Origin of the sequence: Weissella bombi (assembly GCF_900094835.1) — a bacterium.
Classification (GTDB): domain Bacteria; phylum Bacillota; class Bacilli; order Lactobacillales; family Lactobacillaceae; genus Weissella; species Weissella bombi.
On sequence record NZ_FMAO01000019.1, the window covers coordinates 1 to 11274 of the forward strand.

Below are 11274 nucleotides of genomic sequence, written 5' to 3' on the forward strand. Positions count from 1 at the left end.
TCACCACCTCGTTCCTTATTAACTGACTTACGTTGCTTAATCTGTTCTTGTTTCTTTAATTCTTTTCGTTCTTTAGCATCCAATTTACCAATAATAGAGGCTTCAACGTTTCTATACCATGGTCCCATTCCATATCTACTCCCAATTTTCTGCAAAATAAAAAGGCAACAATCTTTTGATTGCTACCTGTATAACATTACACTTCTTCAACAATAAATTTTTTCAAAGGAATTTTAATTTTTTCACCACTGACTTCTTGCAAAATAATAAAAGGATTCTTCGGCTGCTTATTCAAAACCCAATCTGGGCCAGTGCCACATAAATACAAAAATTCAACAGTATTATCTTCTAGTAAAAAAGGCATATTTTTGTAAGAATATGAGTAATCACTATTATTAAAATCCAGTTCTAGATTTTCCGCATTTTCGCCTTCCAAATACGCTTTATATAGAACAAAAGGCTTGTTTCCACTATTATACATAGCAAAATTTATTGTTGTCCATTTTCTTTCATCATTCGGATAATTTACATTCCCTTGGTAAAGTTCAATTTTATAATTCCTTAAAGCTGGACGTAATCCGAAATATAAGGCTACAGAGGCAGCAACAATAGTTCCAAATGCACTAAACCAATCAGCTACATTTCCGAATATTGCAGGATTTTTATAAACAAACGCTTGTATTAAAAAAACAAATGTTGTTACCACAACGCCACCCACAACGCCACCCACAACAGCAGAGATTACCATAGTTTTTATTTTTTCATGTTTCATCTTTCTATCCCCCAAGTATTATAAATATAATACTAAAGATAAACTTTAATGCAAAATAAAAAGGCTACCCAATCGGATAACCTCGTGTGTTTATGTATGCGCCAATTGCACTTGACGACTTTGTTACGTGCACCAGTAGAGGTGTAACTCTGAACCCCTTTTTGTTAAGCTGGTTTGTTATTTAACGAACTGATAAATATCATCATTAACGGTAAGTTGATATAGCAAAACTACTAATTGATAAAATTTAACCTCCGTTAACTCATCATATTTAATGGATCCATGCATTAATTTATTTCTAAAATTATTTTTATTATAAAGAGACTTATATAAATATACCGTTGCAATGTTTTTTAATCCCAAAGTGTGTTTATCTGCACCCAATAAAGAAGCATTTAACTTTACATCATTATAAAATCTCATAACAACGTCTTGGCTGTTGTATTTGCTTGGCTTATTAGTTGATTTATCATATTTTCTCTTTTGATAGAATACTGTTGCATCTATTAAAGAAAAAACATATTGAAATAACACTTTGTATGACTGATCATCATGTCTTAAGGCTGCTACCATTTTTGACAAGTGTTCTGTACCATTAACTAATCTTAATTGTTCGATTTCATTAATAATATCCTCTAATTGGCGTTCTTTAATAACCCACAATCCAAAATCATCTATATCAAATTCTTCGTCATCGTTACCATTTTGTGCTTGAATATCAAAGTATTCTTCGGTAAGCTCTTCGCTGACAATATCAAATAAAAGCCACCCTGTTTTTTGACAATATAAAATTTGTTGTTCAAAAAGATTTTCTGTAAATTTATTTAGTCCCAATGTCCAATTATTTAAATAAGACACCTGTTTTGCTATTGCTTTAAAACTATTCATTTGTGCTGCTATTCCGCTAGACACTATACTACTAAGCTGATTTGTGCTTGGAATAATTTTCATTGCTTCACTAAGTTGCTTTGTATTTGGAATAATTTTCATTGCATCATACATTGGTTTAATTACGCTGTCCATATTGATCGGTAAAACACTTCTTATATCCATACATCAGTACCTTTCCTTTGCCTTATATACACAAGTTTACATGTGAATAGGTAAAAGAAAAGCACAGAAGTGTTACAAAACCTATGAGAACTACTGGACTCGAACCAGTGACACCAAATGCTCTACCAACTGAGCTAAGTTCCCACCAACGATAGTAACGCACCATGTGCTGATAACTATGTTAGTTTCTATCGTTTATCGTTGATTAGTCATTGTTGAAAAAAGGATATTAAGAAAGCGTCAGGCCTGCGACGGACGACTAACTAACCAACTGTTCCACAATACCAATTATGCGCCTTTTATAGGCCTAAAACGGTACTAAGCTGGTATCAAAGTGGGTCGAAATCGGGTGGTGGTTTGTAAACTCCCTCCCAACCAAATACCGATTACTTCTTTAAAATCATCTCGCCATGCTCTAACAGTGCGTTCGTCTACATGTTCATTAAGCGCAATCTTCGCCCACGTCTCATTACGCCCATACTTAGCAACTAATACACGCTTACGACAATCAACCGTTGTACTTAACATCATCTCAATCATGTCTTTTTGATACTGCAAGTCTTTTAAGTACACATCGTTTTGCTCACGTATCATAGCCGATTCAATCGGGTTGTTGTAGTCGTTTTGCTTACGCCCACCACCAATATTTTCATCAGGTACGCTGTCAGCATTGTATCTTAATTCTGTTTTACGCATTTGCATGTTCATCTCTAATCGTCCTGTAAAATAGTCACTCAACACTTTATCCAACTTATCCGCCATAGCGCACCTCCTGATAATATATAACTACTGTTATTATAACATGTATAGTACTATATTTTGTTTCAATAAAATTAAAAACAGCTACACATCAACGTTTATGACGTGTAACCATTTGCTCTTAGATCAACTTTTGATAACAGTCTCTTTCTTCAATGTGATAATCAAATTCAACCAATTCTTTGACAATTAAATGTTGGATAAGCCACATGCTAGCAGTACGATACGCTTGCTTAATGTTGTCGATATATATCCAATGCACCGTACCCGTTGAATCATACATTTCACGCAGCCAGCCATTGCCATATTTAAAATAGTAATATGTTCTTCTCATGCCATTAAGTCCCCCAACAAAGCGATTGCTAGAAGCATTAGCAAGAAAACAACAGTAACACCTTTCTTCATCACTTATTACCTCGCCAAATCGACCAGAAACGACCATATAGCGCTGTTGCAAGGTAGAAAGCCATAGTTAGTAACATTGGCAATGAACTTGCTGAATAGCCTGCAAATAGCGCTGATACCCATAGAGCGATGTTAACAACATCAGAAGCTAACCAAAGCGTGTAGCTGTCGCCGTAACCCTTAAACACGTATAGACTAGCTGTTGCACCGATAATCAAGACAATGCTGTCCCATACTGGGTTGCTGTCACCCAATGCTTGATAAGCCAACATCATCGGATACCACCAAATCAAGATGAACCCAATTGTTAGTAGCCAACCTTTCTTATCTAAGAATTTAACACCGTTCTCAACTTTATGTCCCCACGTTTTCCAAGTGAATATAAGCGGTAAGTCAATCAATGCCACAAATACCAACTGATCTAACACGCTTGCGTAGTGTCCTGCAGTCCAATTGATATAGATGAACCCAATCGCACTGATTAACCCTAACAGTCCATTAATCGGCTTGCCAATCATCATATAAACTGTACATGCTGAACCAACCAACGTTGCTACCAGTGTAATAGTCGATAACATAGTAATCGGTGCTGATAAGTAAAATGCTAATTGTACCCCAACGATAAAAGCTAACATAACGCCACCAGCAGCATTAATACTTTTTAGCTCCTGCCCTAACCATTTTAAATAACTCATTTCCTATCCACCTTTTCAATCGTAATCTTCCAAGCATCTTTTGGCTCACCCTCAAAGAAATTAAACTTATTATCAACTGCTTTTAAGCTACGGTCCTTTGATATGGCTAAAATCATATCTAGTGATAATTTACCAAACAACATTTGTGCTTCAACCAAATCTTGATATTCCATTACCATTTCTCCGGCTTAATTTCTTTATGTTCGTTTCTGGCGATATAGTCAAGAGAGTAAGTATCTTTTGCTTTCACAACTTCACCTTGCACGATGTAATAAGCATCTAATTTCAAGCCGTGTTCTTGTGCAAAGATTCTATTTCTTATATATTCTAATTGACCGTCTATTGGATATAAATCTCTATTTAAGCGCTGATTGTCATTTTTCAACTGATTAACTTGTTTATCAGTAAAAGCAATTTTAATCCATGCACCTGCTACTATAATCAAAAATACTATGTTCAATATAATTAAAATCACTACCATTACTTTTTCTCCATTTTCATAAATACCAGCCAATGTGTGGTGCTGTCATTCTTTCAACTCATCATTAAATTGAATAAGTAAGTTAATTAACTTTCCTTGTGTGATAATAGTGTTGTATAGAAGTTGCATAATTTTTTTGTCTCCACTGATAATTGCAACCTTACTTGTTTCAACCTCGCTAAGTAATTTTTTGAGTTGTTCGGTTTTAATGTTTATAGTATCCTTCACTCTTCCGCCTTCACACTCTTGTTGCTGATTAATCTTAATATATGCTTTATCTGTCATCGTTATTCACCAATATTTCTACTAGTTTGTTTTTCATACTAATTTCAATCCGTTCAGCCTGCGCTGCAATAATTTCATCTTTATCGCCCATTGAAACTGTAAAAAATCCATCCAAAGCAAAGTCATTTGCTGTTTTTTGCATACTACTCATTACTTGATAATAATCAGCTTCTGCTTGTTTATGTGCTGCATGAGCAATGTATTCATCTACTGTTTTTGTCATTAGCTTCTACTCCTAAAAAGTCCCAAATTTCATTAAACATCATTTGCCGCTGCGATTTAAAATTGTCTTTTTGATACGTCATAGCTTCCATAAGTTCAAAATCGCTTTGGATGCGTTGTAAATTTCTAGTGATAGCAATGACGTCATCAATTTCATGTTTCATTTTCATACGGGCTCACAGTCTTTCCACCCTTGGCTGTTGTTTTTAGTTGTTCCAATCTATTTCAACTCTAGGGTTATCTTTATCAATGCCCCTGAAATCGTCATATGTTGCCACTACAAAGTTTAAGTTGTCGTTTGGCATAAATACTTGACCACGTACTGAACTCGCCTGAAATGCGTCAAAAATAAACTTATGTGTAAACGTCCAGTTATCTAAGTCGGTGCGTCTGTCAGGAAAATACCAATCAAACTTAAATTTAGTGTTTTTATCAATCGGAGATACACCATCGACCATTGCTTGGTCGACTAGTGGCATAATCTTAGCTTGAATTTGATGCTTACGTTTATTAGCAATCATTCGTCCAGCTTTCATACCGTGGATCATTATCCAGTTATTTAAAGTCATCTTAACCATTCGCGGCTTACCTTGTTTTTTCATTGGCAAGACGAATGCTGTTAGTGGTATTACTAGTTTTGCCATTTAAAACCTCTTTAATACTTGATTACCTGTTGCAGTCAGTCCAGTTTTAGGTCGTTTCGCTAATCGCTCTTCTCGTGTTCTACGTAACTCGTACAGTTTTTCCCATGAACCCTTTGCCATAGCCTCAACACTTTCATAACCAAGCTCTTTAGCTAACTGCTCATTCTGCTTTTGAATTTGCTCGGGTGTGATTTTATCGAGATTACTTTCAGTTTTACCTGGTTTCCCATATCTTCCTGGCAAACGCATATCCTTAGCCTCATGTTCATACTCACCAACTTCATCAGCATTAGTAAGCCCTGCTTGAACCCACTGGTTAGCGTTATTGCTAACAGCCCATTGAGTTTTTGCACCATTCATTGCTGCTTTACGAATAGCTAAAATAAAAATTTTATTAGCTTCTGTTTCATTGTCAGCATTATGAGCTAAGTGGTCATAGATATCGTTTATATCATCAGATGTAAACCCATTTATTTTCAAACCTGCTTTTTGCCACTCAACCATGATTTGTTTGCGATTTATCATTCGTCATTACCTTTTGCTTGCTTGTTTTTCTAAATAAATCCCCAATGAGATGAGAGCGGATCAAGCAAACAAGCACCTTAGTATTCTTATTAATATTAGTATTCTTAAATAATTAGTATTCTTAGGGGGAACATTATCCACCGTGTGGGTTTTGTGCCTCTGGTAAATCCCTATTTATCAACGTTCGCCAGGGTACGTATTTTGTGCCTCTGGTGAATCATAGATAATTCGTTCCCATTCAACAATTTGACCAAGGTTGTTCCTAATGGGTTTGCGTTTAACATAACCGGCATTTTCAAGTTCAGTTAATGTTTTCCTAACCCAGCGCTCACTTTTATCAAAATCCTTAGCAATCTTGCTGTTGCGAAATATCCAATCGTCCGACATCGAGAGCATATACATTAACAAGCGATAGGCACTATTGGTTAAATTCTGGTCACGAAGGGTTTCATTAGGAATTTGCGCAAATTTGCCGGTACGTTGTGCTCTCTTAATTGGCATGGCATTTCTCTAATCTCAAGCGACTAATTATCTTCTTTGATAAATTCACCTAATGGAATTAATAACTTAATAACATCATTACCGTCATATAGTGCTGTACGATCAATGCTATCAATAATGCTTTTAATCGTATCTTTTAATTTCTTATCTTTACGATGATCAATAGCTGTTTCAGCTAGTTGCTTACGCTTTTCAAATTCACGTATACGAACATCATCAACAATCTTCTTATCTAATTTGCTGGCTGGATTATTTGTTTGTGTCCAATATTCTTCATTGGCATACTCAGTTGGTGCTGTGTAAGTATCAACATTATAGTTACCCGCAATTTCATCAATTATTGGTTGAATACGTTGTAAACGCTGTTCTTTAATAGACGCAACATATGGTTTAATTTCATTATCAAAATCTTGCAGTAAGTCGTTAGTTAATTCCTCAATTAAAGCAAATTCAGGATTATTCGTTCTAAATTCAGCTTCTTTTTCTGATTGATATTGCTTGTGTAATTTTTTAATAAATGGTTTAACTTTAGCAACTACAGCCCGTTGTTTTTTTGCTTGTGCTAATTCTGTATTAGTTGTTATATCAAACGCTTTAATATTCTGTAATTGTGCTAAAAATTCTTTAGCCCCAAATAATTCATCACCTTTAATTTCAACTAGATCTGTATCAACTGTTTTCATTTGCACCCTCCTAGTAACCTAATCCCTTTAGAAAATCATCCGCAGCGTTATCTTCAAAATTCACATCTGACGGTGCTACATTTGGTGCTGTATCTTGATCTTGCTTATTCTGATCAGTTTGTTGTGGAGATGACGTTGGTGAATTTGGTTTATCTGCCTCAGTTACTGCTTCTTCCGGAACATTAATAGTTGGTGTCTCATTAGTAACTGTCTCCTTTTCGGCTGGCGTTATATCTCGTCTATCTGACCGATCATCATCAGCAATAGCCTTTGCAACTTGTTGCGACTTTGGCGCAAATTTTAGTAGGTCTTTAATAACTGTTTTAATTGCCATTGCATCAAAACTTGTTCCCCAAGCACTTTTAGGACGAATTTCTTTGTTATAGGGATCCCAAGACTGTGAGAACTTCTCAACATGCTTCAATACTTTCTTCTTACTCCAGTAGTTTTCAATGCGGTTACCATCAAGATAGTAATAAGCTAAATAACCAACTACTTCACTTGGCTCATCAACATCAGGGTCATACTCTGGATTACCAATTGATAATTCACCGTATATACGGTTATATTTAGGTTTATTAGCTGCATAAATTTCAACACCTGCCACTTTACCAACACGGCCTGTATTTTGAACTAGCTTTATTAACCCGCGATAACCAAGCTGCAAATTAGCATCAACATCAACCGTTGTCCATTTACCATTAACCTTGCGTTTTTTCTCATAAGGAATGACGTAAGCTTCACCTAAATCAGGTAATACACTTAAATCTAATGCAGCTGCTTTCAATGCGGCAGTAACTATCTTATTAGTACCTGCTTTAGCTAATAATTCGTTATTTGTTAATAATGTTGATAAACTTGCAACAAATGATGGTCCTTGATCTTTAAGGATTTCACTAAATTTTTCCTGCACTTTTTCATTATTTAGTTGTTTTTGTACTGCTTGTATTTCATTCATTTCTGGGTTCCTCCGTATCAACTGGCGTGGTGCTATCGTCAGCGTATCGTTCACGCTCATCTGGCTTAATGTATTCACCATCAATGGTTTCTCTAATTCCTGTTTCACCAACCATGATTTCTTCGCCATATATTGTTTCTCCCCAGATTTCATCATCTGGTGGATCTATCAAGTCATTTGGCATAAGCGCCTCCTTGTGTTAGATTAGAAGGGTAATTTGTGTTCTAAATCCAATTACCCGAACGTCTGACCATTGCCGTGGTTAGGCGTTTTTGTTATGCCCGAATAAGTAAAAAAATTAAAATACCTACCAAACACCAAGCTAATGAAATAAGCCTCTTATAGATGCTTATTTCTTTTTTTATATTTTTCATGTCATTTCCTTTCTGGGTTGACCGCCTGCAACGACTGGCGTGCATATGAGTTCGTGTAAGTTTGTTTTTTTCACACCAGCCATTGTAGGCGATCAACCCGATTTAAATTTTAGAAGCGCTTATCTGCTGCTTCTTTGCCGTCAATTAAGTAAATAATTGCCCACGCTGATTTAAGCAATATCCAACTAACTATCCGACTGACTACTCGCAACCAATACTTGATTTCAGCCCAGTAATTAATAACTAGGTTTGTGATTAGCCAAATCAAACCACTGACTGCCAACAATGGGATAACTAAGTCTTTTGTGATGAGCCACATGACTTTGAAACCCAACACTACATCGTTCCAATACATATTTATCTCCTTTTATTCATAGCTTCTGCAGCATGCTCTGCAATGTATTCCTGCACTTTGCGACCGTGGTACAAAAGTTGGCTTTCGCCTTTCGGTATAGTCAAGCCTGGTTCAGATTCAACCCTTCTCCGCCAATACTTTTTAAAATCATCCAGACTAATACCACCTAAATAATCTTCTAATGTACGCTTGCCTTTAGGCGTTTTTGCTGTGCGATTCAATTGCACGAACTCGTCACGTTGCATTACATTTTGTTCAGCAACTGTAATGACTTGTTTAATTACCGCCTCGCTAAGCTGCGTCAGCATTTCTGGCGGTAACTGAATTGTTACTTCATCTGCCATAACTAATCTCCTGTATCACTCAAATAATCCAAAAAGCTATCCATGAACGATCTAACTTTTTCATGCTTCATTTCATCATCTGTTGATTCAAGAACCGCAAACAATTGGTCAACTAATCCGTATGGATCGTTAACTGAATGTTTGTGACCGGTTATCTTTTGATTTTTATATATTTTCATAACTCTCTCCTAAACATTTAATTCTGTATCCGAGAAAAAAAGGCCAAGTGGTTTAGCTAAAAAAAGTAAAATACAACCTTAAAGAACTTAAAATCAGTGAAATTAAACAAATCATTAAAAACAAAAAAGATATTAATCCCTTTAAAAAGTTCTTCATTACTATTGCCTACTCTCCTTATGATTTAAAATTTGAAAATTAGATTTTATGTTCGTCCATCAATATATTAATTTCATTAAATGATGGAAATAAACCTAACTCGACTGAGCGGTCAAGCAATCCAGTAACTGCTGTAATCAGTTCTGGGTTGTTTTTTGTGTTTGAATCCGTCAATACAGCATGTATGAATAGTGCAGTATCTTGTCCTATATTTATTTGTGCCATGTTATTCCTCCTTATAGTTGTTATCTAGATAATTAGTAATAGCTTTAAATGCTTCGCGGCTATATAACCATTTACTGCTAATATCGCCTGCATAATCTTTAATAGATACGTTCTTCGTGTAACGATTACTTCTCTCTTTACGAGTAGCTTTTAAGTCTAACTTTTGAGCAATAGAACCAATGTCGTATGCCTCAAGCCCTAACATCTTTCCAATATCTGCTGCTGTATACAGATAGTTAACCTTTGGCTCAATTTGTAGTTGCTCTTCTGGAACATCTAACAAAATGCTCATAACCTTAGGTGCTGCCATCTTTACTGCTTCAGGGTCGTTCTTTGTCAACTTCAACCATGAACGAACTTCACGACTTTTAGCGTTATCACTGTTTTGCTTAGCAATTGCAAGTTGTTCACGCTTAATTTGTTGCTCAACTGTTTCAGGAGCGAAGAACTGTGTTTGTTGTTGTTCTTGAATGTAATGTTGCATAGCATCAAATTGTTCAACAAACATCACTTTGTATTCCATGAACTTTTTATCTGTGAAACCACCAGCCAATAATGTAAAGCCTTTGTAGTTCATTTTGTACATACGGTACGTTTGATGATTTTGTTCATTCTTGTAGCTACTTAGCTCAAAGTAAGCCATAGCTTTGTTTTTGAGGGTCTGCTCAATATTAAGCAGACCCTCATTGATAATGTCATCAATGATTTTTAAAATATTTCGATGTTTCTTACCAAAAATTTTTGCTACTTCTAACGAAGTAGTAGTCGCTACTCCGTTTTGAAGTTCAACCAATTGTTCTGTTTGTGTCATGCTGTTCCCCCCCTTATTTATGGATATAAATATTTTCACCTTTGAATCCTGTAATATTCATTAGTTTTTGATAATTAATTACAGCATTAGGTCCACCTGCCTTTATATCTAGTAAGTCATCAACGTACTTTTTACTTACACCAATTTGGTCAGCTAAATCTTTTCGCTTAAATCGGTTTGTCTTAATATAATTTTTGAAATCGTTCAGGGGAAACTTGATTCTTGCCCAAGCCTCTTCAGTACTGATTTCATCTACAATTTTTGCTTCAACCACGTTCTCACCTCACTTTTTGGTTGTTTTTTTAGTGTTATAATTGAATTGTTAAAATTAGTGAAAGGTAATTATACATATGACATTAAATAATTCATTTATTAATGATGTTAAAGATGCTATTGAAAACAAATCATTTAACGTAGCTGTTCCTGACACATCAAATACAAACGAAGTTGTTCAATTTTTAATTAGAAACGGTTTATCTATTACATCAATTGATGAATATTTTACTGGCCAATATTCCGTTTCATTTACTAAGATACGGTAGAAATGATGGCGGTATGTCAGACCCTCCGGGATAATGAATAATTACCCTAAGGGTCTTTCTTTTTGCATCTTCCCGCTCGTTCATAAATAGACCTTCAAAACTTATTCTTTTAACACGCTGTAATGATTCACCATCAACAATGACATTAGTTGTTCCATCAACTTCTGAAATAATTTCAACACTATGTTTTGTTAAATCGATTTCTATTTCTTCATATTTATTTTTGATTACCTTACTAATTTCTTCCTTCATGTATTATTCCTCCTTTCTTTTGTAGTGTAATTAAACAAGTAATTATTATTGA

23 protein-coding genes and 1 tRNA gene are annotated in these 11274 nt (G+C 35.2%); all 24 read right to left on the reverse strand.

Going from position 1 to position 11274, the window contains the following annotated elements:
* Positions 1–196 precede the first annotated feature (196 nt).
* The gene (locus tag GA0061074_RS08545) at positions 197–772 is read right to left on the reverse strand and encodes a hypothetical protein (protein WP_092463871.1); all 576 of its coding nucleotides are present in this window, start codon (positions 770–772) and stop codon (positions 197–199) included.
* Positions 773–949: 177 nt separating this feature from the next.
* A complete protein-coding gene (locus GA0061074_RS08550; protein ID WP_092463874.1) occupies positions 950–1825 on the reverse strand; it encodes a hypothetical protein in 876 nt (291 codons plus the stop codon).
* 84 nt (positions 1826–1909) lie between these two features.
* Positions 1910–1969: transfer RNA gene (locus GA0061074_RS08555), tRNA-OTHER, on the reverse strand.
* Positions 1970–2143: 174 nt separating this feature from the next.
* A complete protein-coding gene (locus GA0061074_RS08560; RefSeq protein WP_092463877.1) occupies positions 2144–2587 on the reverse strand; it encodes a DUF722 domain-containing protein in 444 nt (147 codons plus the stop codon).
* A 118-nt stretch (positions 2588–2705) separates the two neighbouring features.
* Complete coding sequence (locus GA0061074_RS08565; protein WP_092463880.1) at positions 2706–2918, reverse strand: hypothetical protein; 213 nt, start codon at positions 2916–2918, stop codon at positions 2706–2708.
* 70 nt (positions 2919–2988) lie between these two features.
* Positions 2989–3684: a nicotinamide riboside transporter PnuC gene (pnuC, locus tag GA0061074_RS08570; protein WP_092463883.1), complete on the reverse strand. Its 696-nt coding sequence runs from the start codon at positions 3682–3684 to the stop codon at positions 2989–2991.
* Complete coding sequence (locus GA0061074_RS09125) at positions 3681–3857, reverse strand: hypothetical protein (protein ID WP_159426666.1); 177 nt, start codon at positions 3855–3857, stop codon at positions 3681–3683. Before GA0061074_RS09125 ends, pnuC begins: the two co-directional genes overlap by 4 nt.
* Entirely contained in the window at positions 3857–4165 is a 309-nt protein-coding gene (locus GA0061074_RS08575) for a hypothetical protein (RefSeq protein ID WP_092463886.1), read from the reverse strand. Before GA0061074_RS08575 ends, GA0061074_RS09125 begins: the two co-directional genes overlap by 1 nt.
* Positions 4166–4210: 45 nt before the next feature.
* The gene (locus tag GA0061074_RS08580) at positions 4211–4450 is read right to left on the reverse strand and encodes a hypothetical protein (protein ID WP_092463889.1); all 240 of its coding nucleotides are present in this window, start codon (positions 4448–4450) and stop codon (positions 4211–4213) included.
* Positions 4440–4673, reverse strand: a complete 234-nt coding sequence (locus GA0061074_RS08585; RefSeq protein ID WP_092463890.1) for a hypothetical protein — start codon at positions 4671–4673, stop codon at positions 4440–4442. Before GA0061074_RS08585 ends, GA0061074_RS08580 begins: the two co-directional genes overlap by 11 nt.
* Positions 4654–4836: a hypothetical protein gene (locus GA0061074_RS09130; protein WP_159426667.1), complete on the reverse strand. Its 183-nt coding sequence runs from the start codon at positions 4834–4836 to the stop codon at positions 4654–4656. The genes GA0061074_RS08585 and GA0061074_RS09130 overlap by 20 nt, the downstream gene beginning before the upstream one ends.
* A gap of 42 nt (positions 4837–4878) precedes the next feature.
* Complete coding sequence (locus GA0061074_RS08595; protein ID WP_092463894.1) at positions 4879–5316, reverse strand: hypothetical protein; 438 nt, start codon at positions 5314–5316, stop codon at positions 4879–4881.
* A complete protein-coding gene (locus tag GA0061074_RS08600; protein WP_092463897.1) occupies positions 5317–5841 on the reverse strand; it encodes a hypothetical protein in 525 nt (174 codons plus the stop codon).
* Between the two features lie 177 nt (positions 5842–6018).
* Positions 6019–6342 carry a helix-turn-helix domain-containing protein gene (locus GA0061074_RS08605; RefSeq protein ID WP_092463901.1) on the reverse strand — a complete coding sequence of 108 codons (324 nt, stop codon included), beginning with the start codon at positions 6340–6342 and terminating at the stop codon, positions 6019–6021.
* A gap of 23 nt (positions 6343–6365) precedes the next feature.
* Positions 6366–7025 (reverse strand): hypothetical protein, encoded by a 660-nt coding sequence (locus tag GA0061074_RS08610; RefSeq protein WP_092463905.1) that lies wholly within the window; start codon positions 7023–7025, stop codon positions 6366–6368.
* A gap of 10 nt (positions 7026–7035) precedes the next feature.
* A complete protein-coding gene (locus GA0061074_RS08615; protein WP_159426668.1) occupies positions 7036–7983 on the reverse strand; it encodes a recombinase RecT in 948 nt (315 codons plus the stop codon).
* The gene (locus tag GA0061074_RS09135) at positions 7976–8167 is read right to left on the reverse strand and encodes a hypothetical protein (RefSeq protein WP_159426669.1); all 192 of its coding nucleotides are present in this window, start codon (positions 8165–8167) and stop codon (positions 7976–7978) included. The genes GA0061074_RS08615 and GA0061074_RS09135 overlap by 8 nt, the downstream gene beginning before the upstream one ends.
* 299 nt (positions 8168–8466) lie before the next feature.
* The gene (locus GA0061074_RS08620) at positions 8467–8712 is read right to left on the reverse strand and encodes a hypothetical protein (protein ID WP_092463912.1); all 246 of its coding nucleotides are present in this window, start codon (positions 8710–8712) and stop codon (positions 8467–8469) included.
* A gap of 2 nt (positions 8713–8714) precedes the next feature.
* Positions 8715–9056, reverse strand: coding sequence for a hypothetical protein (locus GA0061074_RS08625; protein WP_092463915.1), 342 nt, complete (start codon positions 9054–9056; stop codon positions 8715–8717).
* 2 nt (positions 9057–9058) lie between these two features.
* On the reverse strand, positions 9059–9235 hold the full coding sequence (locus GA0061074_RS09140; RefSeq protein ID WP_159426670.1) for a hypothetical protein: 177 nt from the start codon (positions 9233–9235) through the stop codon (positions 9059–9061).
* Positions 9236–9431: 196 nt separating this feature from the next.
* The gene (locus GA0061074_RS08630) at positions 9432–9617 is read right to left on the reverse strand and encodes a hypothetical protein (RefSeq protein WP_092463918.1); all 186 of its coding nucleotides are present in this window, start codon (positions 9615–9617) and stop codon (positions 9432–9434) included.
* Between the two features lies 1 nt (position 9618).
* Positions 9619–10428 carry a Rha family transcriptional regulator gene (locus tag GA0061074_RS08635; RefSeq protein WP_092463921.1) on the reverse strand — a complete coding sequence of 270 codons (810 nt, stop codon included), beginning with the start codon at positions 10426–10428 and terminating at the stop codon, positions 9619–9621.
* A 13-nt stretch (positions 10429–10441) separates the two neighbouring features.
* Positions 10442–10702: a hypothetical protein gene (locus tag GA0061074_RS08640; RefSeq protein WP_092463924.1), complete on the reverse strand. Its 261-nt coding sequence runs from the start codon at positions 10700–10702 to the stop codon at positions 10442–10444.
* A gap of 247 nt (positions 10703–10949) precedes the next feature.
* A complete protein-coding gene (locus GA0061074_RS08650; protein WP_092463932.1) occupies positions 10950–11222 on the reverse strand; it encodes a hypothetical protein in 273 nt (90 codons plus the stop codon).
* Positions 11223–11274 lie beyond the last annotated feature (52 nt).

What these genes read in the sequence shown, in the direction of transcription:
- GA0061074_RS09140 (WP_159426670.1), bottom strand. Translation starts at nt 9,235, where the DNA reads ATGAAAATATATAAAAATCAAAAGATAACCGGTCACAAACATTCAGTT.
- pnuC (WP_092463883.1), bottom strand. Translation starts at nt 3,684, where the DNA reads ATGAGTTATTTAAAATGGTTAGGGCAGGAGCTAAAAAGTATTAATGCT.
- GA0061074_RS08605 (WP_092463901.1), bottom strand. Translation starts at nt 6,342, where the DNA reads ATGCCAATTAAGAGAGCACAACGTACCGGCAAATTTGCGCAAATTCCT.
- GA0061074_RS08595 (WP_092463894.1), bottom strand. Translation starts at nt 5,316, where the DNA reads ATGGCAAAACTAGTAATACCACTAACAGCATTCGTCTTGCCAATGAAA.
- GA0061074_RS08545 (WP_092463871.1), bottom strand. Translation starts at nt 772, where the DNA reads ATGAAACATGAAAAAATAAAAACTATGGTAATCTCTGCTGTTGTGGGT.
- GA0061074_RS09135 (WP_159426669.1), bottom strand. Translation starts at nt 8,167, where the DNA reads ATGCCAAATGACTTGATAGATCCACCAGATGATGAAATCTGGGGAGAA.
- GA0061074_RS08550 (WP_092463874.1), bottom strand. Translation starts at nt 1,825, where the DNA reads ATGGATATAAGAAGTGTTTTACCGATCAATATGGACAGCGTAATTAAA.
- GA0061074_RS09130 (WP_159426667.1), bottom strand. Translation starts at nt 4,836, where the DNA reads ATGAAACATGAAATTGATGACGTCATTGCTATCACTAGAAATTTACAA.
- GA0061074_RS08580 (WP_092463889.1), bottom strand. Translation starts at nt 4,450, where the DNA reads ATGACAGATAAAGCATATATTAAGATTAATCAGCAACAAGAGTGTGAA.
- GA0061074_RS08620 (WP_092463912.1), bottom strand. Translation starts at nt 8,712, where the DNA reads ATGTATTGGAACGATGTAGTGTTGGGTTTCAAAGTCATGTGGCTCATC.
- GA0061074_RS08650 (WP_092463932.1), bottom strand. Translation starts at nt 11,222, where the DNA reads ATGAAGGAAGAAATTAGTAAGGTAATCAAAAATAAATATGAAGAAATA.
- GA0061074_RS08615 (WP_159426668.1), bottom strand. Translation starts at nt 7,983, where the DNA reads ATGAATGAAATACAAGCAGTACAAAAACAACTAAATAATGAAAAAGTG.
- GA0061074_RS08630 (WP_092463918.1), bottom strand. Translation starts at nt 9,617, where the DNA reads ATGGCACAAATAAATATAGGACAAGATACTGCACTATTCATACATGCT.
- GA0061074_RS08560 (WP_092463877.1), bottom strand. Translation starts at nt 2,587, where the DNA reads ATGGCGGATAAGTTGGATAAAGTGTTGAGTGACTATTTTACAGGACGA.
- GA0061074_RS08575 (WP_092463886.1), bottom strand. Translation starts at nt 4,165, where the DNA reads ATGGTAGTGATTTTAATTATATTGAACATAGTATTTTTGATTATAGTA.
- GA0061074_RS08610 (WP_092463905.1), bottom strand. Translation starts at nt 7,025, where the DNA reads ATGAAAACAGTTGATACAGATCTAGTTGAAATTAAAGGTGATGAATTA.
- GA0061074_RS08625 (WP_092463915.1), bottom strand. Translation starts at nt 9,056, where the DNA reads ATGGCAGATGAAGTAACAATTCAGTTACCGCCAGAAATGCTGACGCAG.
- GA0061074_RS08600 (WP_092463897.1), bottom strand. Translation starts at nt 5,841, where the DNA reads ATGATAAATCGCAAACAAATCATGGTTGAGTGGCAAAAAGCAGGTTTG.
- GA0061074_RS08565 (WP_092463880.1), bottom strand. Translation starts at nt 2,918, where the DNA reads ATGAGAAGAACATATTACTATTTTAAATATGGCAATGGCTGGCTGCGT.
- GA0061074_RS09125 (WP_159426666.1), bottom strand. Translation starts at nt 3,857, where the DNA reads ATGGAATATCAAGATTTGGTTGAAGCACAAATGTTGTTTGGTAAATTA.
- GA0061074_RS08635 (WP_092463921.1), bottom strand. Translation starts at nt 10,428, where the DNA reads ATGACACAAACAGAACAATTGGTTGAACTTCAAAACGGAGTAGCGACT.
- GA0061074_RS08585 (WP_092463890.1), bottom strand. Translation starts at nt 4,673, where the DNA reads ATGACAAAAACAGTAGATGAATACATTGCTCATGCAGCACATAAACAA.